A 22,517-nucleotide genomic window follows, 5' to 3' on the forward strand; every position below is an offset into this window, starting at 1 on the left:
CATGGCCCGGCGCTACCCATAACGCGCGCCTGGTAGCGCCGGGCCATGCCCGGCGGCGCCTTCGAATCAGGTCTGCTTGCGCCGGATCGGGATCGCCGACACCGGCACGGAAGCAATGTCATGGCCGCCTTCGCGGATCGGTGCGCCCGGGTCGGGTGCCCAGGCATGGGCGTAGATCACTTCCCAGCTGCTGGGCAGCTTGCCATCGTCACGGCGCATCGGTTCGTACGCCGCTGCTGCCGCTGCAAACCGACCGCGACCGGTCAACGTATGGCGGCGATCGACCCGTGCGTTGGTCGCGCCCATCGCACGCAGCTCGCGCATCAACGACGGCAGATCGTCGTAGGTGAGGGTGAACAGGTCGCGGTCCAGTACCGGATCGCGGAAGCCGGCCATCATCAGCGCATCGCCGAACTGGGCGATCTGCGCGAAGCGGCTCACGTGCGGGCGGTCATCGGCGGCGGCGAAGGCTTCATTGAGCTCGACCAGCGTGTCCGGCCCGAAGGTCGAACACAGCAGCAGCCCACCGGGCTTGAGCACGCGGCGGAAACCGGCGAACACCGCCGGCAGGTCGTCCACCCACTGCAGGCACAGGTTGCTGAAGATCACATCGACGCTGTTGTCGGCCAACGGCAGGGCGGTGGCATCGGCGGCCAGGCGCTGGAACGGCTTCCACCAGCCAGCCTGGCGCTTGGCCTGGTCCAGCATCGGCAGTGCCACGTCCAGCGCGATCACCTGCGCCTTCGGCCAGCGCTTCTTCATCAGCGCGCTGGCATGGCCGGTGCCGGCGCCGATATCCAGCACCACCTCCGGCTTGCGCGCCTCCAGGTAATCCAGCGATTCCAGCAGCCGCGACTGCACCTCGCGCTGCAGGGCGGCGGCAGCATCGTAGCTGCTGGCGGCGCGGGCAAAGGCGCGACGGACATGGCGGGCATCGAAATGGGACGGCATTGCAGAAGTCTCTTAGAACGTACCGGGGTAGGCGCCGCCGTCGATCAGCAGGTTCTGTCCGGTGAGGTAAGCCGCCTGCGCACTGCACAGGAAGGCGCAGGCGGCACCGAATTCGTCCGGCGTGCCGAAGCGACCGGCGGGGATCTGCTGGCGGCGGCGTTCGGCCACAGCCTGCGCATCACCATCCTGCCCCGCGGCATGGGCGAAGTTGGCGCGCAGCCGGTCGGTGTCGAACTGGCCGGGCAGCAGATTGTTGATGGTGACGTTGTGGGCCACGGTGCGCCGCGCCAACCCGGCGACGAAGCCGGTCAGGCCACTGCGCGCGCCGTTGGACAGCGCCAGCGTGTCGATGGGGGCCTTCACCGATGACGAGGTGATGTTGACGATGCGGCCGAAGCCGCGTTCGATCATCGCGTCCACGGTGGCGCGGATCAGCGCGATCGGCGCCAGCATGTTGGCGTCCAGCGCGGCGATCCAGTCGTCGCGCTCGAACGTGCGGAAGTCGCCCGGCGGCGGGCCACCGACGTTGGTCACCAGGATGTCGACCTGCGGGCAGGCGGCCAGCGCGTGGGCGCGGCCCGCCTCGGTGGTGACGTCGGCGGCGATCGCGCGTACTTCAGCGGCACCGGCCAGCGCGCGCAGTTCCGCAGCCGCGGCCTGCAGCGCAGCGTCGCCACGGGCGACGATGACCACGTTCACGCCTTCGCGCACCAGCGCCCGCGCGCAGCCCAGGCCAAGCCCCTTGCTGGCGCCGCAGACCAGTGCCCAGCGGCCGGAAATGCCCAGATCCATGCGTCAGTCCTGCAGAAGCGTCGGGAGGCTCATTGTCCGCCATCGGCCGGTGACAGGCCGGCAACGAAGTGTTGCAGGGCGGCTGCAACGTCATCGGCATGGCCGAGGAAGGGGGCGTGGCCGCCGTGGGCGACGGTCAGCGACTGCCCGCCCGGCGCCAGCGCGGCAGCGGCCTGCATCGCGGCCGGCGAGACCAGACGGTCGCGCTGGCCGGCAATCCACAGGCTGGGCTTGCCCAGTGCGGGCAGGGCGCCGCGCAGGTCGGTGTTCTCCAGCAGCTGCAGGCCCTCGCGCAATGCGCGTTCGGTAGGCGCACCGCGTTCGACCAGACGCTGGCGCAGGGTGCGCAGTTCCTCGCGGGCATGCGCCGAACCCATCACGTCCAGGGCCAGGAAACGCTCCAGGGTGCCACTGAAGTCCTGCGCCAGGTCACGACCGAACTGCTCGAACACCGATGGCTCCACAGCGTGCGGCCAGTCATCAGCGCGCACGAAGCGCGGCGTAGCGGCGATCATCGCCAGACCACGTACCTTCGGCAGCGTGGCCGCCGCGTGCAGCGCGAACAGGCCGCCCAGTGACCAGCCGCACCACACCGCTGGCGGTGTGGCCGCGGCAATGGCGTTGACCACGAACGGCAGACGCAGCGGCGTGCCGTCGTCGCGGCTGTGGCCGTGGCCGGGCAGGTCGACCAGATGCAGGGTGAAACGATCGGCCAGGCGCTGCACCAGCGGCGCAAACACGCCGCCCTGCAGGGCCCAGCCGTGGATCAGTACCAGGTCCGGCCCATGGCCGGTCACTTCGATATGCATGGGGAACTACACGATCACTCAGGCCAGCGCCGGCAACGACGGCGGCAGCACTTCGCGCGTGGCAAAGGCCACGCGGTCGCGTGCAACGGCGATGGCCTCGACCAGACCGCGTACCTGCTCGGTGGTGTGCAGTGCGGACAAGGTGACGCGCAGGCGCGCCTTGCCCTCCGGCACGGTCGGTGGGCGGATCGCGCCGACCAGCCAGCCGGCCTGTTCCAGCGCTTGCGACATCGCCACGGTGGTGTGGTCGTCGCCACAGAGCAACGGCTGGATCGGCGTTTCCGATGCCATCAGATTCAGCCCGTGACGGCGCGCTTCGCCGCGGAACAGTGCAATCAGATCGGCCAGCTTCGCGCGCCGCCAATGATCGCGTCGGGCCAGCCGCACCGCTTCCAGCGCGGATGCCGCCAATGCCGGCGCCATGGCGGTGGTGTAGATGTAGGGGCGTGCGGTTTCGGCCAGATGCTCGATCAGGTCTTCGCGGCCGAGCACCAGCGCGCCGGAACCGCCGAGCGCCTTGCCCAGGGTGACCAGCTGCAGCGGAACATCGTCCACGCCCAGGCCGGCGGTCGCGACCGCGCCACGGCCATCGCCAAGCACGCCCACGCCATGCGCATCGTCCACGTAGAACAACGCCTGCTGCAGGCGCGCGACCAGTGACAGCGCACGCAGCGGCGCGATATCGCCATCCATGCTGAAGACACCATCGGTGGCCAGCATCGCCGCGCCATCGGGCGCATGCTTGAGCTGGCGCATCGCACCTTCCGCGTCCAGGTGCGGGTAGCGGCGCAGGCGCGCGCCGGCCAGCCGCGTGGCATCGAGCAGACTGGCGTGGTTGAGCTTGTCCTGCACGCAGACATCGTTCTCTTCGCTCAGCAGCGCCTGCTGTACGGCCAGGTTGGCGGCGAAGCCACTGCCGAACAGCAGCGCACGCGGGTAACCGAGCCACTCGGCCACTTCGCGTTCCAATGCATCATGCAGCGCGTGGTGGCCGCAGACCAGGTGCGAAGCACCGGCGCCTGCACCTTCGCGCGCGGCGGCATCCTGCAGTGCGTTGACCACGCTGAACTGCTGGGCCAGGCCCAGGTAATCGTTGCTGCAGAAGCCGGTCAGCCAGCGCCCGTCGACTTCCAGGCGCACACCATCGCGACGGGTGACCGTGCGCCGTGGGCGGCGACGGCCTTGTGCATCGCGCAACGCGCGCTGGGCTTGGAGGCGGGCGGTCAGGTCGGGGCGTGCCATGGCGGCTGGATGCGGCGACGGGGCGGCTAGGGTAGCGCGTTGCCGCGACGCCTGCTTGGCCGCCGGCTCAGGCCGCGTGGGCGCAGCCGCAGCCGGGGGCATCGGCGCTGATATCGGCATGCACGGTGCCGCCATGGTCGTGACCGTCGGCGTCTACCTGCACCGCCATCGGCTGCAGGCCCAAGCGTGCGAACAGGGCCATGTCGCGCTCGCTTTCCGGGTTGCCGGTGGTCAGCAGCGTGTCGCCATAGAAGATGGAGTTGGCGCCGGCCAGGAAGCACAGCGCCTGCAGTTCGTCACTCATCGCTTCGCGGCCGGCCGACAGCCGCACCATCGAACGCGGCATGGCGATGCGCGCCACGGCGATCATGCGCACGAACTCGAACGGGTCCAGCTCGGCACTGCCATGCAGCGGCGTGCCGGCGACCTGCACCAGCTTGTTGATCGGCACCGAATCGGGATGTGCCGGCAAGGTGGCCAGCGCCAGCAGCAGGCCGACCCGCTGCGCGCGCGTTTCGCCCATGCCGACGATGCCGCCGCAGCAGGTCTTCAGCCCCGCATCGCGCACATGGCCCAGCGTATCCAGGCGATCCTGGTACTGCCGGGTGTGGATGATCGAGTCGTAGTAGTCCGGCGCGGTATCGAGGTTGTGGTTGTAGTAGTCCAGGCCGGCGTCCTTCAACGCGCGCGCCTGTTCGCCACTGAGCATGCCCAGCGTGGCGCAGGTTTCCAGGCCCAGCGCCTTCACTCCGGCGATCATCGCAGCCACTTTCGGAATATCACGGTCCTTCGGCGAACGCCAGGCCGCACCCATGCAGAAACGCGAAGCACCGGCAGCCTTCGCCTGGCGTGCCTTGGCCAGCACCGCGTCGGTCTCCATCAGCTTCTGCGCGTTGACCCCGGTGCTGTAGCGCTGCGCCTGCGGGCAGTACGCGCAGTCTTCCGGGCAGCCACCGGTCTTCACCGACAACAACGTGGAGACCTGCACCTGGGCCGGGTCGAAGTGCTCGCGGTGGACGGCGGCGGCGCGGAACAGCAGTTCCGGGAAGGGCAGGTCGAACAGCGCCTGCAGTTCGTCGTGGTGCCAGTCGTGGCGGATGGCGGTTGCCATGGCGGGACCTTGGAAGGGCTGGAGCGAGGGCGCAGTCTGGGTGGCTCGTGGTGCTCTGTCAACCATTTCGGCAGTTGGCAAGTTTACATTGCATCCGAGGATTAGACTGAGCTCTCACGCAAAGGATTGCCATGAACAACCCATTGATCGCCGTACTGAAGGCCGTTGCGGCGAACGCGCTGCAGGCGACGGCCATTGCCACTGCCTTGATGCTGCCCCCTATTCCCGGCATCGCCCTGGCGACGACACAGTGCGTGCTCCCGGCTGCCGATGGCGATGACATTCCTCCCTCGCCGCCCTCGGTGACGGGGAAGATCGTGAAGATCCACGATCACCGGCTGACGGTCCAGACCAAAGCCGGCTTGGTTCACCGCACTATCGTCAACGATGGCACTGGTCTGTGGACGGTCTATGGCGGCGGTATCGAGGAGACCGACCTCAAGGTGGGGCAGCACGTATTGATCTGGTTGCAGGACTGCAGGCATGCGGAAAAAACGCCGCAGGTCGCCGCTGTCGTGCAAGTCTGTTCGCTTGCCGCCGAAGCATGTGCAGAGCAATAGGGTGTCTTGAGGAGATGAGCATGTTCAGAAGTCGCACATCGCTGACCGTCCTGCTGGCCATGGCCGGCGCAGGACTGGCTCTTTGCTTGGCGACGCAGGTGGAGGCGATGCAGACAAGCGCTCCGGATACCACGGATGCCGCAAGTTCCATTGGCCCGACAGCCGCACAGGTCGCAGAAAACGCACGCATCCGCGAGGCGATCTTCAATGGCGAAGGCGGCAATCCCAGGTTCGCCGACTACCCCGTGACAAAGATCTACAGCGGGCCGACCGCATCGCTGGACCTCAGCGATCCGCGCGCACGCATGTTCAAGACACGCCTGTCTGCAGCGCTGAAGGACGGGGAGGTCCGCTTTGCCGGCGAGTACGCGCTGGTGGGCTGGGGTTGCGGCACCAGTTGTGTTTCGATGACCTTCGTCAGCAAACGCACCGGCAAGCTCGCCACGCCATCGCTGGGCGGAGAGCTCGGCCCGATGGTGGTCAAGGTCGATCCGCACAGCGCACTGGTAGTGGCCGAGGGCGGGGAGTTCGACGACGACTACGCAAGGACCGGCAACTTCGCGTTCTTCTACGTGCTGGAAGGACGCGCGCTCAAGTTGATCCGCCAGGTGCCGCTGCCGGTGGCGCTGGGCGAGGAGTGAGCGGCTGGGCAGAGTTGCAGGCAACTGCCATCGCTACGATGCAGTAAGCGGCCTGCCTGCACGAGCCATGCACCGAGCGGGGCATTGGCTTGAATGCCCGCCCGGCGCATCAGATCACTTCGGCATCAGCACCGTGTCCACGACGTGGATCACGCCATTGGACTGCCTGACATCGGCAATGCTGATGGCGGCCTTGCCGCCCTTGGCGTCAACCACCCATAGCGCGCCGTCGTGCAGCTTCACGGTCAGCGGCTCGCCTTCCACGGTTGTCAGCGACACCGTGCCGCCGTGTTTCTTTGCATCGGCCATCAGCTGCTGCGAGGTGTGGGTGCCGGCGACCACGTGGTAGGTCAGGATTTTGGTCAGATCTGCCTTGTGCTCCGGCTTGACCAGGGTGTCGACCGTGCCTGCGGGCAACTTGGCGAATGCTTCGTTGGTGGGCGCAAAGACCGTGAACGGGCCTTTGCCATTGAGCGTGTCCACCAGCCCGGCGGCCTTCACGGCTGCGACCAGCGTGGTGTGATCCTTGGAGTTGAGGGCGTTCTCAACGATGGTCTTGTTCGGGTACATCGCAGCGCCACCGACCATCACCGTGTCGGCGGCGAAGCTGACCGAGGCGGTGCCGCAGAGCACAGCAAGGCTGGCGGTGAGGGCGATACGTTGAAGAAGAGCGTGCATGGTGCGTCTCCTGAGTACTTCCGCCCCCGGCATGGGGGCATGGAAGGTACGCAGCAGGCAGACCAGCGGATGCACCGCAGTACCAGGAAATGCGCGGGCAGCCTGCACGGTTCAGCGATGCGACGCCGCCGTGAGCGGCCGGCCAGCGACCGCTCTGGGCGTCCCGCCTCTGGAGTCAGCCTTGTTTGAAGACCGTTCGCTGGCCGATCGTGCTGGTCTTGCGAGCGGCGGACCGGCCCAGCCCGGGAATCAGGAAATCAGCTGGGCTGCGGCCATGCTTGGTCTTCTCGGCAAGCCAGCGCGGCATCCGGCCACGACCGGACCACGTATTGCGCTTGTTGTCAGGGTCGCGGTACTTGGCGGCCACCTTGCCGGGCTTGCGCCGCGTGGCAGGTTTTCTGGCCGGCGCCGTGGCCTCGGCGGGCGCGGTGCCGATCAGTTCCTCGATCGTGTAGCCGCACTGCGCTGCAAAGGCGATCAGCTTGCGGCGGACGACGGCCACGGGGCGGCGGCTGGCGACCAGCGCCCTCCGCTGCTCGGCAGCAGTCACAAGGGCGTTCAGTTCGCGCAGGCTCAGGTGTTCAACGTCGATAGTCATGCTGCGGAGAGTCAGGAGATCCTGGTTGCCTGTCAAGCGGCGGACGGTTATCTCAGCCGAGGCTACCAATCTCCCAGCCAGCCTGCCACCAGGCATCTCGCCGGCAATATAGGCTGGCCCGGGGTGTCCAGCATGCTGCTGACGTCGTAGGGCAGTTGTTGAAAGGTGGCGGACCAAGCCGCTACCTTGTCGAGTAGTTTTCTTTGACCGATGCCGCTGAGCGTCGAACGAGACCGGACCGGAAGCCTGCCCGCAATTGACCGAAAGCTCCTGGTGCTCGATCTCGATGAAACGCTGGTTCATGCCAGTGCGCGTCAGTTGCAACGCCCTGCAGATACTCAAGTGGTGGGCTACCACGTCTACAAACGTCCCTACGTTGACGACTTCCTGGATTTCGTATTCGCGCACTTCAACGTAGGAGTGTGGACATCTTCCGGCAGGTTGTATGCCGAGCCACTGGTGGCGTGGTTGATGCCAGGGCGCACGCTGGAGTTCCTGTGGTCGTCCCAGCGCTGCAGTACTGCGCGAGATTGGGAGACTGGCGGCTACACCAGCCAGAAGCGCCTAGCCAAACTGAAACGTCTGGGCTTTGCGCTGGAACAGATGATCGGTATTGACGACACTCCCAGCAAGTACGCGAAAAACTACGGAAATCTGATACAGGTGCGGGAGTTCACGGGCGATATTGATGACGACGAATTGCTTCATCTTTCTCGATATCTGGATGTACTACGCGCGCAGCCCAACATCCGTGCCGTGGAGAAACGTCGTTGGCGCGAGCGCATGATGGAGTGAATCGCCAGGATCATTGATTCAATCCCCCTATCCCTTTGCGTTCGCGGAAGTCTCACGCCGCGTACATCAGCCTCCTGTGCGCAGTGCTCACAGCCGGCACCATTTCTGTTTCCACCGACTTCTCTGCGGACTCGTATGAACCGGACCACCAGCAATGTAGAGTCGGATCGGCAGGTTCTTCGCCGACGCAATGGTGCTTGCCATCGTTACTTCCAGTACGATTCCACGAACGTTCGCAAGCGCAAGGATGCCTTCGATGTCGACCGCCCAGCACTCTCGAATGATCACCGCCGCAGCCAGGACGGTACTGCGCCCTCTGGGCTGCGTGCAGAAGGGGCGCTCCAGAATCTGGCTTGACGACCAGGGGTGGTGGATCGGCGTGGTCGAGTTCCAGCCATCTTCGTGGGGGAAGGGAAGCCATCTGAATGTGGGAGCATGCTGGCTCTGGCATGAGAAGAATTTTGTTTCATTCGACGCCGGGGACCGGGTGGAATCCTTCCACGAGTTCATCAGCGAGGAGCAGTTCTCCGCGGCGGCCATGCTGCTGGCCAGACGTGCGGCACAGGAAGTGCTGGCGCTGCGCGAGCGCTTCCCCTCGGTCGCTCACGCATCGGCATGGATGACCGCCAATGCATCGCCCACGCTATGGAACACGTACCACTCGGCGGTGTCGGCCGGGTTGGCTGGAGAGGTCGAACGCAGCGGGTTGCTGTTTGCAGAGGTGATCGCCGATCCATATGACGCGGCATGGGCCGTTGAGCTGAAGCAGAGATCCGTCGTGCTGCAGCGCTGCCTGGAGTCAGGTCTCGGGTTTGAACAGGAGATCGCGGCCACTATCGGGCGTACGCGTGCCGCGCTGGGACTGCCTGCCCAGCAGCCTGCAGCCAGGCAGTTCGAGGCGTGAGACGATCCCGCAATCGGTACGCTCCGCTGATCCCTTTTGACCGACGTTCAAGCGTCGGCCGCGTCCTGCAGCAGCAGCTTCATGACGATTGACAAAGCGCTGGCGGCGATGGAATCTGCGCGGCCATGCGCTGTAAAAGCGCTTCAATGGCGAGCCATATGCAACAGGGAATGATGCAGGGGATGTGGGGACGACGCGTATCTATCAGCTCGTTGATCGGCTCGCTGCTGGCGGCAGGGATGCTTACAGGAACGGCGCAGGCACAGACCTTCGAACCGCGCGCCCACAAAGGGCCGCAGCACGGGGTGCCGAACGAAGTGATGGTGCTTGGCAGCGCGCACCTGGCGGTACTGCCGAAAACCTTCGATCCCTCGTCGTTGGATACCCTGATCGACCGGCTCGCCGCGTGGCAGCCGAAGGCCATTGCGATCGAGGCCGTATCGGGCCAGCAGTGCGACATGCTGCGGCGATACCCCTCCCGCTACCGATATACGGTGAAGGACTACTGCCCCGATGTTTCGGCGGCGGAGAAAGCAACGGGTCTTGATGTGGCGGCAGCGAACGCGGCGGCAGACAAGATGCTGGCGACCTGGCCCGCACATCCTACGGCCGCGCAGCGGCGCACGCTTGCCGCTACCTTCCTGGCCGCCGGCGAACGCGATTCGGCACTGGTGCAATGGCTGCGCCTCCCCGAAGCAGATCGGCAGGCAGGCGACGGCCTGGATAAGGACTTGGTTGCAGCCCTCGAAGCGCTGCGCGTCAGCCGCAATGAAAACACGCTCATCGCCGCAGCCCTCGCCGTCCGCCTTGGCCACGAGCGGTTGTGGCCGATGGATGACCACAGCTCCGACCAGTTTGGCCCCGATCCCAAGGCCTATGCCGCTGCGGTCAGGAAGGCCTGGGACAACCCGGCGAGCCAACAGCGGGGAACGATGTTCGGCACCCTGGAAGCGCAGGTCGATACGCCGCAGAAGGCACTGGCGCTGTATCGCCGCTACAACGCACCGGACGTGGCAGCGGTCACCTTCCAAAGCGACTACGGTGCCGCGCTGGAGGAACCGTCTCCGCAGGGCTACGGGCGCCTCTACGTCACCTCGTGGGAGACGCGCAACCTGCGCATGGCGGCGAACATCCGCGACCTGATGGGACCGACCCCGGGAATGCGTACGCTGGTGATTGTCGGCGCCTCACACAAGGCGTACCTGGATGCATATCTCGAGCAGATGCACGACGTGCGGATCGTCGATGTTCAGCCGTTGCTGAAATAACCCGCCAGGGACCGGCGGCTGCATTAGGAGGGCCACCGCCGACTCGATGAAGAGGCCAGGCCAGCCGCGTCCAGCCTGGGAATGCCGATTCCACTGCCGGGAGGAGGGCCTGTCCTTGCTCTGCGAGCCGAGGCGCTCCCCTTCGTCATATCGCCCTGATCAGGAAGAAGCGGAAATCTGTTCCTTCCGACCCGGCTGGGATGCTGCAGGCCATTCCCATCTTTGCAAGATTGCGCTGCCAGAATGCGTGCGCCGCATGGTCCTTGCGGAATGTGGCCAGCAACCATTCCCCCGTTGCTGGCCGCACAAGCTCTGCAACCACCGCAGACGCGATGCCTTTACCCCGATGCTTTGGAAGGATGAACAGATCCGCCAACTCTGGCAGGCGCCGCCCCTGGAACTCGACGTCATCCACCTGGACGAATCCACACAGCAGGCCATCGAGCCAGAGCAGACGGGTCCACTCCGGCTCTTCCTGCAGGCGGGCCTGGACATCGGCAAGGGCGCAGTCGTAAAGACCATCTGCACCGATCTCCTCACCACTCCAGCCCGAGGCGTTGAAGTAGTACAGCTGCATCAACCTGAAGACCACATCTGCATCCCGCGCAGTTGCTTTTACAAGCGTCAGTCCGTCCATGCAGCAGAGATCCATCCAGGGCGGCCGCGCCCATCCTGATGATAGCTGGTGCCGGATCGGCCAGCGGCGCTGCTGGATCATCGAGCTCCCTTATGCTTGCCCCCGCTCTGCCCTATGATCCCCCCACCGCACCGGCACCGGCATCATGGAACGATCCCGTACCTCCTCATGGCATCAGTCCAATCTGGCGCGGATCAGCGCACTTGTGCTGCTGCTGTGCTGCGCCCTGCCTTCGATCGCGCAGACCGCACGCAAGCCTTCGCCCTACGAGTATCGTCAGCAAAGCGACGCCGCGCCGGCGCAGCAGGCCAAAGGCCCGGACCATCTTCCGCGTATCGACAGCCGCGACCAGTTCATGCAGCTTGCGCGCGTCTACAACGCTGGCACCGCGCTGGAAATGCCGCACCTGATCTTCGTGATCGATCGGCACAATGACGGGCGCATCTACTACATCAACACGCCTCGGCATGCGCTGCACGAGCAGTTCGTGCGTCAGCAGCGGTTGGTGCGGTCGATGGACAAGGCCACGCTCAATGCGCAGTACCGCGATCCGCAGCGTCGGTTCCTGTTCGGCACCATCGCCTGGCAGCGGGATCTGCCGGGCTACACCTACGAGTTCTGGGAAGGCGACAGGATCAGCGCTCCCCTGCTGCGGCAGGCGGATGGCATCGTGCGGGCCTCGTTCTACGATCCCATTCGTTTCAAGACCAATTCCACCGGCCACCAGCAGGTGGCCAGCGCGATGGGGCTGGCCCACGTCAGCCAGGAGGCACTGCTGCGCGAGCAGCGTTTCCTGCCGTTGAACACAGGCCGTGCCGAGGGCCGTCTGCGCATCGTGCGCTCGGATGCGCAGCTGCGCACCTTGTCGCCCACCGACATTCCCGTGCTGGATGAAGTGCCCATCGCGCTGGCACCCGTGGCAGGCCTGGTCACACAGCGCCCATCGACGCTGCTGTCCCACGTCAATCTGCTGGCCAAGGGCTGGGGCATTCCCAATGTGTACGTGCGCGATGCGCAGACTGCACTGCGTCAGTACGACGGGCAATGGGTGGCGCTGGAGGTCAGCAACAACGACTACCGGGTGACGCCGATCGCGCGCCCGGCCCGTACCCCATCGGCCGCGGCGGCGCGCCCGCTGCGGCGCAACCTGCCACGCCCGGACCTGTCGGTGGTCGCGCTCAAGCCCTTGGCGGCATTGCGTGCGCGCGACAGCAGCCACTGCGGGGTGAAGGCGGCCAACCTCGGGACTTTGAAGGCGGTGTTGCCCCCGGCCGCACGCGTCCCCGATGGCTTCTGCGTTCCGTTCTCGCACTATCAGGCGATGCAGCAGCGGCTGGGAATTGCCCAGCGCCTGCGTGACCTGCAAGGTCGTCCGGGCTTTGCCACCAACCCGGATGTCCGTCGTGATGCGCTGGCGACATTGCGCGCCGAGATCACCAACGCAGCGCCTGACGCTGCGTTGGTCCGTGCGCTGGAAAGCCAATGGCAGGGGCAACTCAAGGGCGCTGGCGTGTTCGTCCGCAGCTCGTCCAATTCCGAGGACCTGCCCGGCTTCAGCGGTGCAGGGCTGTATACCACCGTGCCCAACGTGACCCGTGCGGATGCCGTGGCCAGGGCCGTGCAGACCGTATGGGCATCGGTCTACAACTTCGAAGCGTACGAGGCCCGCACTGCGGCCGGCCTGCAGCAGGACGCCGTGGCCATGGCGGTGCTGGTACAGGTCGCTGCGCCCTCGGACAGTTCGGGCGTGATGATCACCCGCGATCCATTCGATCGCGCCCGCCGCCACGTGACCTATATCTCGGCCAAGCGCGGCCTGGGCATCCGCGTGGTGGAAGGCAAGCGCCAGGCCGAACAGGTGATGTATTCCACCTGGTCCAAGGCCGTGCAGGTGTTGAGCCGTTCGGCGGAAGACACCCAGCTGGTGGCGAAGGCAGGCGGCGGTGTCCGCGAAGTGCCGATTACCGGCTCGCGTCAGGTGCTGACCGACGCGCTGATCGCGCGGCTTGCCAGGATCGGGACTGCGACCAAGCAGGCACTGGGCGGGGTGGACCAGGACATCGAGTGGGCTGTGGTGGGCGATGAGGTGCTGGTCCTGCAGTCGCGGCCGTATGTGGATGGCAGCGCGCGGTAGCGGCTGCGATGCAGGCTTGCGGCAAGGTGCACTTGCGGCAAGGTGCAGCCCCATCGGGCAACGCTCCTTGCCCCGACAGGCTTCCAGCCCCTTCACCGATGGGCAGCCTGCGCCTGCAGGGCGATGCTGCGGCATGCGCCTCCCACTGCCTTCCGCCCTTGGCCAGCTATTGCCGTCCGCCTTTCGCCTGCTGCTGCCCCTGCGCTGCCTGGTCTGCAGCGAGCGCGGTCATGACACCCTCGATCTCTGCCCCGCCTGCCTCGCCGATCTGCCGTGGGCGGGTCGCGCCTGCCTTCGCTGCGCGCTGCCGCTACCGGATGAAGCCCTGCCCATCTGCGGGACCTGCCGCGATGAGCCGCCAGCGCAGACCGCAACCCATGCCAGCCTGCTGTACCTGCCGCCGGTCGATCAGCTGCTGGTCCGCTACAAGTTTCATCAGGACCTGGCTGCCGGACGCCTGCTTGCGCAGTTGATGCTGCGCAATCCGCCGCCGTGGTCGTGCGTGCCGCTGGTACCCGTGCCGCTGCACCGCAAGCGCCTGCGTCAACGTGGCTACGACCAGGCCGCTGAACTGTGCCGCCTGCTGCAGTTGCCGACGTGGCGCGGGCTGTATCGTCGCCGCCACACCGCGCCGCAGTCCGAACGCAGTGCCGAGCAGCGCCGCGACAACCTGTTCGACGCCTTCGATGTGCGTGGCGCCGTGCCAGCGCGGCTGACCATCGTCGATGATGTGATGACCACTGGCAGCACCGTGCTGGAAATTGCAGAGACGCTGCGGCTGGTGGGTGCAGGGGAGGTGCGTGCATGGGTCTGCGCGCGCGTGCCGTGATCGCTCCCTTCATCCGCAAGGGCTAGGATGACCACGAACCCGGATCGAAGGAGTGGTCATGAATTCCCCCTTGTCTCCCTTGTTGTCGGCCGTTGGACGCAGCTGGTGGATCCTGCTGCTGTACGGTCTGGTCGCGCTGGGCTTCGGCATCATCGCGATCGGCTGGCCGATGTCGGCGGCCATCGCGCTGGCGTGGACGCTGGGTGTAATGGCCATCGTCGAGGGCGTCATCAGTCTGCTGGCGCTGATCACCGGTGCCAGTGGCGCCTCGCGCGGCTGGCTGCTGCTGTACGTGGTCGCCTCGTTGGGCTTCGGCGTGCTGGCCGTGATCAATCCGCTGGCCACCGCCAGCGTGCTGGTGCTGTTCCTGGCGGCATGGCTGCTGGTGGCGGGCATCTACCGCATCGTCTTCGCCCTACGCGTACGCAGGCAGATCCAGGGGGAGTGGCTGCTGATCCTCAGCGGCGTGCTCGCCATCGTGCTGGGCCTGCTGTTCGCGGCCAACCCCTATGCCGGCGTGGCGGTAACCACGTTGTGGATCGGCATCGGCAGCCTGCTGTACGGCGTGCTGCAGGTGCTGGTGGCGTTCAAGCTGAGGAAGCTGCGTTGATGCGGGGCTGGAGCAGATGGGCGCTGCTCGGCAGCGGCCTCGCGGTGTTGCTGCTGGTGGGCTGCAACCGGCTGCTTCCGGCGGAGACACGGCATCCGCCGCGGCAGGGCGTGCAGGTGCAGATGCGTGTGGTCGATCCCGATGGCCGCGTTACCCTGCAGTGGCAAGGGCGCAGCATTGCCGTGAAAGAGCCGCCGATGCTCACCAGTGCCGATATCCTCGACGTGCGAGCGGAGCTGGACGCCGCCCACCAGCCCGTGCTCGAACTGACGTTCCGCAAGGAGTCCGCCGGCCGGTTGCTGCACGCGACCGAGGCCCTGGTGGGCAAGCAGGTCGCCCTTACCGTCGATGACCACGTGCTGTCCGTGGCCACCGTAGCGGGCCCTTTTGGCGAGTCCATGCAGGTGGCTGGTACGGACATGAGCGTGGCCGAAGTGCACGACATGGCGCGCTACATCGTCCACGGCGGCCCTGCGCCGTCACAGCAGCGCTGAATCAGCGCTGCTTTCCTGCAAAGCCGGCTTCGATCTCTTCCAGCGAACGGCCCTTGGTTTCCGGCAGCCACAACGCGGCCACCAGGAAGAACACGAACGTGCAGCCGGCCCAGAACAGGAACATGCTGGCATAGCCGTAGTGCCCCACCGTGGGCAGGAAGATCGCGGCGATGGTGGTGGACACGAACTGGTTGATCAGCAGCGCGATGCTCATGCCGTTGGAGCGGATGCGGTTGGGCATCAGCTCGGACAGCGCCAGCCATACGCACACACCGGGGCCGACCGCGAAGAACGCCACGAACACCAGGATGCAGGCAGCGACGGCCCAGCCATGCGCCGGCGGCGGGATCGGGCCGATACGTGCCTGTTCGATGCGCAGCGGTGCCTGCGCGGCGCTGGCCGGGTCGGCGAACGGATTCAGGTGCACCGTGCGGAAGAACGCGCCGATGACGCTGTCCGGCCGTACGGTGCCCGCGCGTTCGATGCGCAGCTCGCGGTCGGTCAGGTTGTCGCTGCGCAGCGCACGCACGTTGGTGAAGTCGCCATAGGCGTAGGACACGGTCAGCTGCAGTGGCCGCCCCTCACGGTCGATGCCACCGGCAAGACGCTGCCACTGCGCGTCGTCGAGTACCAGCTGCAGGCCATCGCCATTTACTGCGGCCTGCAGCTGCGGCTGTACGTCGGCGCGGCCACGCTCGGCCTGGAAGAACAGCGTTGCTGCGGCCAGCAAGGCAACGCAGATGCCACCGCTGCCCAGCATCAGCAGGAACTTGCGGCCCTTGCGGTCGACCAGCAGCAGCGCGACCACGGTCATCACCGCGTTGAGCAGCTTTATCGCCACGTCGGCACCGTTGGCGACCGAGCCGGACAGGCCTGCCTGGTTGAGGATGTTCACCGCATAGGCCAGCACCGAGTTGATGCCGGTGGCCTGGGTGCAGGCCAGCACCACGCAGGCCAACACGAACGGCACCACGTAGCGACGGCTGAGCAGTGGGTCGCGCTTGCCGCTGCTGCTGCTCGATTCCGGCGCCTGGATCTGTGCCAGCGTGGGCTCGACATCTGCCGCGGGCAGCACGCGTTGCAGGCTGCGGCGGGCATCATCGATGCGGCCACGGCGCACCAGCCAGCGCGGCGATTCGGACAGCCAGAAGATGCCGGCGCAGAACAGCAGGCCCGGCGCCAGGCAGGTCCAGAAGATGGTGCGCCAGGCGTGGTCCTTCACCGTGAACAGTTCCTGCGCCTGCTGTGCAACCGGCAGCGAGCGCACGGCCTCGGCGGCGGCGTCCACGGCATGCGCGTGGTACAGGCCGATCAACGCGGCCAGCACCAGGCCGACGGTCAGCAGCAGCTGGAACATCGCCGCGCCGCGCCCGCGCCGCTCGGGGCTGAGCACTTCAGCCAGGTACAGAGGAATCACCACGCCGATCAGGCCACCACTGACACCCTGCAGCAGGCGCCCCAGCAGCAGGGGGGTGTAGCCGGAGGCCAGCGCCATGATCGGGATGCTGGCGGTGAACAGGATGCCGGCCAGCAGCATCGCACCGCGACGGCCGATGAGGTCGGCGATCATGCCGGCGAACAGCGAGGACAGCACGCTGCCGAGCAGCACTGCAGCGACGACGAAACCGAGCTGCTGGCTGCTGAGCTGCCAGGCGTGGCTGGCAGTGGCCTCAAGATAGGGCAGGGCGCCGGCGATGATGCCGATGTCGATGCCGTACAGCAGGCCACCGAGGCCGCCGATGAACAGCAGATAGCGCACGGGCCAGCGCGGGGCGGTGGAAGCGGGTACGGCAGGTGCAGTGGCTGCGGTCATCGGCGTATTCCTGGAATAACGGGGATGGTGCGTGGCTGATGCAATGCGCTTGCGCGCTTCATGTAGAGCCGAGCCATGCTCGGCTTGCCGCGCGAAGCGCGGCGCGGACGTCGTCGATGTCGGTGCGAAAAGCAGCCGAGCATGGCTCGGCTCTACAGACGTGCGTCGCCTAGTGCAGGTCGATCACGCGGCCACCGACCACCACCTGCTGCAGACGCAGTTCCGCATCCAGCACCACCAGATCGGCACGGGCGTCGGGCGCAATGCGGCCGCGATCGCTCAAGCCCAGGTAGTCGGCGGGGAAGGTGGACACGCGCTGCGACGCGTCAGCCAGATCCAATCCCACCTGCACCAGATTGCGCAGCGCCTGGTCCATGGTCAGCGCACTGCCGGCCAACGAGCCGGTGGCCAGGCGCACGCAGCCGCCGCACTTGTGCACGCGCTGCTCGCCCAGCGCGTATTCGCCGTCGGGCATGCCGGTGGCGGCGGTTGCGTCGGTCACCGCATACAGGCGCGGAATGGCGCGTGCGGCCAGGCGGATCACGCCGGGATGGATGTGCTGCAGGTCGGGAATGATCTCGGCGTACTGCGCATGCGCCAGGGCAGCCGCGGCGATGCCAGGCCGGTAGTGATTGACGCCGGTCATGCCGTTGAACAGATGGGTGAAGCCGGAAGCACCGGCCTGCAATGCGGCCACGCCTTCCTCGTAGGTGCCGGCGCTATGGCCGAGCTGCACGCGGATACCGAGTGCGGACAGCGCGGGAATCAGCGCGGTGTGCTCGCCGATCTCGGGCGCCAGCGTCATCACCCGGATCGGTGCCAGCGCGTGCAGCTGCCGCACCAGCGCCATCGTCGCCTCGATCGTGCGGTTGGGTTGTGCACCCAGCCGCTGCGGGCTGATGAAGGGGCCTTCCAGATGCACGCCGGCGATGCAGGCCGCATCGGCATCGGGCGCGGCCATTGTTGCCGCAACGCCCTGCAGCGCGTACTCGATCTCGTCCAGGCCGGCGGTCATGGTGGTCGCCAGCAGCGTGGTGGTGCCAAAGCGCGCATGGGTGCGGGCGATGGTGCGGGCCACATCGCCGCCCTGCATCAGGTCCACGCCGGCCGCGCCATGCACGTGCAGGTCGATGAAACCGGGCAGGATCACCGGCAGCTGCGGGTCATCGCCGCCGCTGTGGTCGTCCACCTGCAGCTGGCGCACGTGCGAATCGAACTGGACCTGGCCGCGACGCCAGCCCAACGGGGTAAGGATGCGGCCGTGCAGGGAGCGGGTGTCGGTCATGCGGGGGGCTCGGCGATGATCACTTCGATGCCCAGCCGCTGCAGCCCTTCGCGGGTTGCCTCGTCGATGCCGGCGTCGGTGATGATGGCGTGGATCTGATCGAGGCGGGCGATGCGGTGCAGGCTGACGCGGCCGAACTTGGAGGCGTCGGTGAGCACCACGATGCGCCGCGCGCGTTCGACCATGCGGTGGTTGAGGCGGGCTTCGGCTTCGTCGTGCGTCGTCAGGCCGAACTGCAGGTCCAGGCCATCCACGCCCAGGAACAGCGTGTCGAAACTGTAGGAGTTGAGGCTGGCTTCGGCCTGGCTGCCTTGCAGCGACAGCGATTGCTGGCGCAGCAGGCCACCGGTCAACAGCACGGTGATGCCTGCAGCGTTGGCCAGTTCCCAGGCGATGTTCAGGCCATTGGTCATCACCGTCACATCGCGGTGTTCGCGCAGGTGGCGGGCCAACGTCATCGTGGTCGAGCCGGAGTCGATGATGATGTTGTCGCCGGCCTGCACCAGGCGCGCGGCCCCGGTGCCGATGGAATCCTTCAGCGGCAGGTTCAGCGCATCCTTTTCATGGATGTCCTGTTCCTGCGGCGGCGTTCGCACCAGGGTGGCACCGCCGTGGGTACGCGTGGCCAGCCCCTGCGCTTCGAAGTGGGTCAGGTCGGCACGGATGGTCACCGCCGACACGCCGAAGCGCTCGACCAGATCGGCTACCTGCACCGAGCCGTGCTCGATCAGCAGCTGCAGGATCTGTTGCCGGCGGGAGCGGGTGTTGCGCATGGCCATTCTCGGTTTCGCAGGGAAAGGTAGAGATTAGCCGTTCGCAGGAACGGCGGCAGCCGAACGTGCGTTGTGCTTGCGGGATCCGGCCTGGTTGGCGCTGCAGGCGCGGGCGTATTCGCCCAGGCACAAGCCGATGCGATGCTGCGCCAGGGCGGTAGGCGTATTGGCCAGGGTGCCCTCGCGCACGGCGCGGTACTGCTCCGGCAGATACTGGCTGAGCAGCACCAGCGGCGGTGCGTGCTGTTCCAGGTTGGCGAACAGGGTCTGCACGGACTGTACCAGCGCCGGCTCGCCCCAGTAGTAGCGGCAGCGGTCACTGAAGGAATAGCTGCGCAGCAGGCGCAGGGTCGCTTCGTCGCCGTGGTAGTAGGACTGCCAGGACTTCGGCTGCGCCACCATCACCTCGTCCAGCACCTGCGGCAGGCGCGAGCACTGCGCGGCCGGCAGCAGCTCGGCTTCGATGGCAGCCAGCGCGAACAGCGCTTCGCGGTAGGCGAAGGTGGCCGCAGGGCCGACCTTGAGGATGGCGAAATGGTCGCGTACCAGGGCATGCAGGCCACTTTCGCGCTGGTAGTCGGTGGAATGCGCTTCGAACACGATGCGCGGCTGCTGTTCGAGGAAGTCGGCCAGTTCACTGGCGGCGGCAGCGTCGTACTCGTGCACGCTGCTGTGGTCGAAGTCCACGCCCGGCTGCACCACCATGGCCAGCACACGCTGCCATGCATCACGCAGCTGCGGGGTATCGAAGGCCTGCTGGTGGATGGCCAGGGTCTGTGCGGCGGCGGCCGGGGTGGTCACCTGCAGGCCACCGGCCAGCGAGGCTTCGCCACCGGGAATCGGCACTTCGGTGCCGATCACATAGACCGGCGGCGGCAGGCCATGTTCGGCGGCGGTGCGCTCGGCGATTTCAGCCAGTTCGGCCGAACGTGCAGCGACGATGGCGTCGGGCAGCGGCACCGGGTCATCGGCGCAGGACATGCTGCAGTCCAGGTGGATCTTGTGGAAACCAGCGGCGACGTAGGCCTCGATCAGCACGCGCGCATGGGTCATCGCTTCGGCGGCCGGACGCTTCTGCCAGGCGTTCGGGCCGAGGTGGTCGCCGCCGAGGATCAGGCGCTCACGCGGGAAGCCTTCCTCATCGGCCAAGGTGCCGACGTAGTCGCGGTACTGCGGCGGGGTCATGCCGGTGTAGCCGCCGAACTGGTCGACCTGGTTGGAGGTGGCTTCGATCAGCAGCACGGTATCGTGCGCCAACGCCACATGCATGGCCGCGCGCAGCACCTGTTCGTTGCTGCAGCAGACGCTGTACAGGCCGACGTTGGCACCGGCGCGGTGGGAGGCAAGCAGGGTCTGCAACGGGGACATGGTCAAGCTCCGGTCAATCAGGAAAACGAGGGTTGGCAGGCCAGCAGGGCGGCACCGCGGGCGCCACCGGCATCGCCGAAGCGAGGTGGCACGATGGGCGGTACCTGCACGCCGTTGAACAGGTGCGCGGCGATGGCCGCAGGCAACAGCTGGTACAGCGGTGCGTACTGGGAAAGACCACCACCGAGCACGATCACGTGCGGGTCCAGCGCCAGCACCAGTGCGGCCAGGCTGTGACCGAGCAGGTCGCGATGGATGTCCAGCGCCTGCCGTGCACGCGCATCGCCGGCCTCGGCCAGGGCGATCACCACGCTGGCATCGGCAGCGCTGCCACCGAGGTGGCGCTCGATCATCGCCAGGCCACTACCGGACACGTAGCGTTCCACGCAGCCTTGCAGGCCGCAGGCGCAATCGATCAACGGCAGGCCATGGCGCTGCAGCAGGTGACCCGGCACGCTCCAGTGGCCCCATTCGCCGGCCAGGCCGTTGAAGCCGGACAGCAGGCGTCCCTGCAGGCAGAAGCCGCCACCGGCACCGGTGCCGAGGATGGCGCCGAACATGCTGGGGTAGCCATCGGCGGCGCCGCCATGCGCTTCAGAGAGCGCAAAGCACTGCAGGTCGTTGCCGAAATGCAGCGGGCGCTGCAGGCGTGCCTGCAGATCGGCCGCCACGCATTGGCCGGTCAGCGCAGGAACATTCGCGCTGAGCTGGCGGCCGCTGCGACGATCACGCACGCCGGGCAGGGCGATGCCGATGGCCGCATCGCGGCGACCCAGCGCGGCATCGGCCTCAGCGACCAGTGTCACCACCGCCTGCAGGAAGCCGTCGTAGTCACCCTGCGGGGTGGCCACGCGGCGCCGCCAGGTGACCTGCATCGCCGCATCGCACACCACCAGTTCGATCTTGGTGCCGCCGATGTCGATGCCGTAGCAGGCGTTGGCGATCAGCTCAGCCATGGTGGATGGTGACACCCTTGACCACGCGGTTGACGGTGCCGTCCGGGAACGGATTGTCCGGGGTCAGGCCAAGTGCGGCCGAACGCTGCAGCGCGTACAGCTGCGCAAAGCCCAGCCACACCGGCGCCAGCCACGGGTCATCCAGGGCAGGCACGGTGAGAGTGTGGTCATCGTCGGCGCCGATATCCGAATGCGGGCCGATCGACAGCACCTCGCCGGCCACGCCGTCGCGGCGCAGTTCTTCCAGCAGATCCTGTTCATAGCGGCGCGCCAGCGGCTGCCCGCTGCGCAGCACGACCACCAGGGTGCTGCCGTCCAGCGTGGATTTCGGGCCGTGGCGGAAGCCGAGCGGGGTATTGGCCAGCGCCAGCACGCGGCCGGCGGTCAGCTCCAACACCTTCAGCGCGGCTTCGCGTGCGAGTGCTTCCAGCGGGCCGCTGCCAAGGTAGATCACCCGGTTGAACGGGCGCTGCGCCAGCGCGGCCACCGGTGCGTCCCACTGCGCCTGGCCTTCGCGGGCGAGACCGGCAATCTGCTTCAGGCGCGCGATGCGCGCATCCCACGGCGAACGGTCGAACACGGTCAGCGCGGCCAGCAGCATGCAGGTCAGGCTGCTGGTCATGGCGAAGGCGCGGTCGCAGCTGGCCGACGGCATCAGCAGGGTGCAGGTGTCGGCACGGCCGGCGCCGCGACGGGCCAGTTCGCCATCGGCATTGCAGGTGATGTCGAGGAAGCGCGCATCATCCACGTCGCTGCGCACGCGATCGACGGCGGCAACGCTTTCGGGGCTGGAGCCGCTGCGGCCGAACGACACCAGCAGGGTCGGACGGTCGCGCTGCAGGTACAGCGCAGGGTGGGTGAGCAGGCTGGTGGTATGCACCACGCGTACGTCGGCCGGCCACTGCGCATTGATGGCATCGGCCACCATTTCGGCGATGAAGCCGGAACTGCCGGCGCCGGTGAACAGCACGCGCTGGTTCGGATCATCGAGGCTGTCGCCGAGGAAGGCCTGCAGGCGGTCGCGGGCACGCGACAGATCCTGTGCAAGGACTTCCCACAGCGCCGGCTGCTGGGCGATTTCGGTAGCGGTATCGGCTCCGCCGCGGCGCTGCCAGGCGGACACATCGGAAAGCAGGGTGACGTCCATTCGGAGGTTCCAGTTGGGCCAGCGCACCATCTGCGTTTTCTTTCGAAATGTCAAATACCGAAAGTAAAAAGAAAGATATTGAAGTGGTGACTTTCCCGTCGCGGCATCCCGCGGGAAACGAA

Annotated in this window: 23 protein-coding genes; 9 read left to right on the top strand and 14 right to left on the bottom strand. The window is 66.8% G+C overall.

The features are described 5' to 3' along the window. Window positions 1-66: 66 nt before the first annotated feature. The 5 genes from bioC to bioB form a co-directional block, all read right to left on the bottom strand. On the bottom strand, window positions 67-951 hold the full coding sequence (gene bioC, locus ACFX4F_RS09275; protein ID WP_099819814.1) for a malonyl-ACP O-methyltransferase BioC: 885 nt from the start codon (window positions 949-951) through the stop codon (window positions 67-69). A 12-nt stretch (window positions 952-963) separates the two neighbouring features. Further along, window positions 964-1,743 (bottom strand): SDR family oxidoreductase, encoded by a 780-nt coding sequence (locus tag ACFX4F_RS09280; protein WP_380654436.1) that lies wholly within the window; start codon window positions 1,741-1,743, stop codon window positions 964-966. A 29-nt stretch (window positions 1,744-1,772) separates the two neighbouring features. Then, window positions 1,773-2,552 (bottom strand): pimeloyl-ACP methyl ester esterase BioH, encoded by a 780-nt coding sequence (gene bioH, locus ACFX4F_RS09285; protein WP_380654439.1) that lies wholly within the window; start codon window positions 2,550-2,552, stop codon window positions 1,773-1,775. A gap of 18 nt (window positions 2,553-2,570) precedes the next feature. Further along, window positions 2,571-3,794 carry an 8-amino-7-oxononanoate synthase gene (bioF, locus tag ACFX4F_RS09290; protein ID WP_380654442.1) on the bottom strand — a complete coding sequence of 408 codons (1,224 nt, stop codon included), beginning with the start codon at window positions 3,792-3,794 and terminating at the stop codon, window positions 2,571-2,573. Window positions 3,795-3,861: 67 nt separating this feature from the next. Next, on the bottom strand, window positions 3,862-4,905 hold the full coding sequence (gene bioB, locus ACFX4F_RS09295) for a biotin synthase BioB (protein WP_205404489.1): 1,044 nt from the start codon (window positions 4,903-4,905) through the stop codon (window positions 3,862-3,864). A gap of 131 nt (window positions 4,906-5,036) precedes the next feature. Between bioB and ACFX4F_RS09300 the strand changes: the two genes are divergently transcribed. Next, entirely contained in the window at window positions 5,037-5,465 is a 429-nt protein-coding gene (locus ACFX4F_RS09300) for a hypothetical protein (RefSeq protein ID WP_380654446.1), read from the top strand. Between the two features lie 20 nt (window positions 5,466-5,485). Next, window positions 5,486-6,106, top strand: a complete 621-nt coding sequence (locus ACFX4F_RS09305) for a hypothetical protein (RefSeq protein ID WP_380654449.1) — start codon at window positions 5,486-5,488, stop codon at window positions 6,104-6,106. 114 nt (window positions 6,107-6,220) lie between these two features. On the opposite strand, the gene ACFX4F_RS09310 is transcribed toward ACFX4F_RS09305, so the two are convergent. Both ACFX4F_RS09310 and ACFX4F_RS09315 read right to left on the bottom strand, forming a co-directional pair. Next, window positions 6,221-6,784: a fasciclin domain-containing protein gene (locus ACFX4F_RS09310; RefSeq protein WP_099819808.1), complete on the bottom strand. Its 564-nt coding sequence runs from the start codon at window positions 6,782-6,784 to the stop codon at window positions 6,221-6,223. Between the two features lie 175 nt (window positions 6,785-6,959). After that, complete coding sequence (locus tag ACFX4F_RS09315; RefSeq protein ID WP_380654452.1) at window positions 6,960-7,418, bottom strand: H-NS family nucleoid-associated regulatory protein; 459 nt, start codon at window positions 7,416-7,418, stop codon at window positions 6,960-6,962. A gap of 237 nt (window positions 7,419-7,655) precedes the next feature. On the opposite strand from ACFX4F_RS09315, the gene ACFX4F_RS09320 reads away from it, so the two are divergent. The 3 genes from ACFX4F_RS09320 to ACFX4F_RS09330 all read left to right on the top strand — a co-directional run bounded on the left by ACFX4F_RS09320 (window position 7,656) and on the right by ACFX4F_RS09330 (window position 10,349). After that, window positions 7,656-8,177 (top strand): NIF family HAD-type phosphatase, encoded by a 522-nt coding sequence (locus tag ACFX4F_RS09320; RefSeq protein WP_380654455.1) that lies wholly within the window; start codon window positions 7,656-7,658, stop codon window positions 8,175-8,177. Window positions 8,178-8,433: 256 nt separating this feature from the next. Further along, on the top strand, window positions 8,434-9,081 hold the full coding sequence (locus ACFX4F_RS09325) for a hypothetical protein (RefSeq protein ID WP_380654458.1): 648 nt from the start codon (window positions 8,434-8,436) through the stop codon (window positions 9,079-9,081). Between the two features lie 146 nt (window positions 9,082-9,227). Next, complete coding sequence (locus ACFX4F_RS09330; RefSeq protein ID WP_380654461.1) at window positions 9,228-10,349, top strand: DUF5694 domain-containing protein; 1,122 nt, start codon at window positions 9,228-9,230, stop codon at window positions 10,347-10,349. A 145-nt stretch (window positions 10,350-10,494) separates the two neighbouring features. Here the strand turns inward: ACFX4F_RS09330 and ACFX4F_RS09335 are convergent, their stop codons facing one another. After that, the gene (locus ACFX4F_RS09335) at window positions 10,495-10,986 is read right to left on the bottom strand and encodes a GNAT family N-acetyltransferase (protein WP_380654464.1); all 492 of its coding nucleotides are present in this window, start codon (window positions 10,984-10,986) and stop codon (window positions 10,495-10,497) included. Window positions 10,987-11,131: 145 nt separating this feature from the next. On the opposite strand from ACFX4F_RS09335, the gene ACFX4F_RS09340 reads away from it, so the two are divergent. The 4 genes from ACFX4F_RS09340 (at window position 11,132) to ACFX4F_RS09355 (ending at window position 15,053) form a co-directional block, all read left to right on the top strand. Continuing rightward, complete coding sequence (locus tag ACFX4F_RS09340; protein ID WP_380654467.1) at window positions 11,132-13,120, top strand: PEP/pyruvate-binding domain-containing protein; 1,989 nt, start codon at window positions 11,132-11,134, stop codon at window positions 13,118-13,120. A 133-nt stretch (window positions 13,121-13,253) separates the two neighbouring features. Continuing rightward, a complete protein-coding gene (locus ACFX4F_RS09345; protein ID WP_380654470.1) occupies window positions 13,254-13,949 on the top strand; it encodes a ComF family protein in 696 nt (231 codons plus the stop codon). A gap of 58 nt (window positions 13,950-14,007) precedes the next feature. Further along, window positions 14,008-14,559 carry an HdeD family acid-resistance protein gene (locus ACFX4F_RS09350; protein ID WP_380654473.1) on the top strand — a complete coding sequence of 184 codons (552 nt, stop codon included), beginning with the start codon at window positions 14,008-14,010 and terminating at the stop codon, window positions 14,557-14,559. Next, window positions 14,559-15,053: a hypothetical protein gene (locus ACFX4F_RS09355; protein ID WP_380654476.1), complete on the top strand. Its 495-nt coding sequence runs from the start codon at window positions 14,559-14,561 to the stop codon at window positions 15,051-15,053. Before ACFX4F_RS09350 ends, ACFX4F_RS09355 begins: the two co-directional genes overlap by 1 nt. Window position 15,054: 1 nt before the next feature. Here ACFX4F_RS09355 and ACFX4F_RS09360 read toward each other — a convergent pair whose 3' ends face one another. The 6 genes from ACFX4F_RS09360 to ACFX4F_RS09385 all read right to left on the bottom strand — a co-directional run bounded on the left by ACFX4F_RS09360 (window position 15,055) and on the right by ACFX4F_RS09385 (window position 22,395). Then, window positions 15,055-16,866, bottom strand: coding sequence for an MFS transporter (locus ACFX4F_RS09360; RefSeq protein WP_380654478.1), 1,812 nt, complete (start codon window positions 16,864-16,866; stop codon window positions 15,055-15,057). Between the two features lie 169 nt (window positions 16,867-17,035). Next, on the bottom strand, window positions 17,036-18,151 hold the full coding sequence (locus tag ACFX4F_RS09365) for an N-acetylglucosamine-6-phosphate deacetylase (protein WP_380654481.1): 1,116 nt from the start codon (window positions 18,149-18,151) through the stop codon (window positions 17,036-17,038). Next, window positions 18,148-18,924 (bottom strand): DeoR family transcriptional regulator, encoded by a 777-nt coding sequence (locus tag ACFX4F_RS09370; protein WP_380654484.1) that lies wholly within the window; start codon window positions 18,922-18,924, stop codon window positions 18,148-18,150. Before ACFX4F_RS09370 ends, ACFX4F_RS09365 begins: the two co-directional genes overlap by 4 nt. A gap of 33 nt (window positions 18,925-18,957) precedes the next feature. After that, a complete protein-coding gene (locus ACFX4F_RS09375) occupies window positions 18,958-20,292 on the bottom strand; it encodes a D-tagatose-bisphosphate aldolase, class II, non-catalytic subunit (RefSeq protein ID WP_380654487.1) in 1,335 nt (444 codons plus the stop codon). A gap of 17 nt (window positions 20,293-20,309) precedes the next feature. Next, window positions 20,310-21,248: an ROK family protein gene (locus ACFX4F_RS09380; RefSeq protein ID WP_380654490.1), complete on the bottom strand. Its 939-nt coding sequence runs from the start codon at window positions 21,246-21,248 to the stop codon at window positions 20,310-20,312. After that, a complete protein-coding gene (locus ACFX4F_RS09385) occupies window positions 21,241-22,395 on the bottom strand; it encodes an SIS domain-containing protein (RefSeq protein WP_380654493.1) in 1,155 nt (384 codons plus the stop codon). The genes ACFX4F_RS09380 and ACFX4F_RS09385 overlap by 8 nt, the downstream gene beginning before the upstream one ends. Between the last annotated feature and the right edge of the window lie 122 nt (window positions 22,396-22,517).

It is taken from the genome of Stenotrophomonas sp. YIM B13575 (assembly GCF_042787595.1).
Lineage (GTDB): Bacteria > Pseudomonadota > Gammaproteobacteria > Xanthomonadales > Xanthomonadaceae > Stenotrophomonas > Stenotrophomonas lactitubi_B.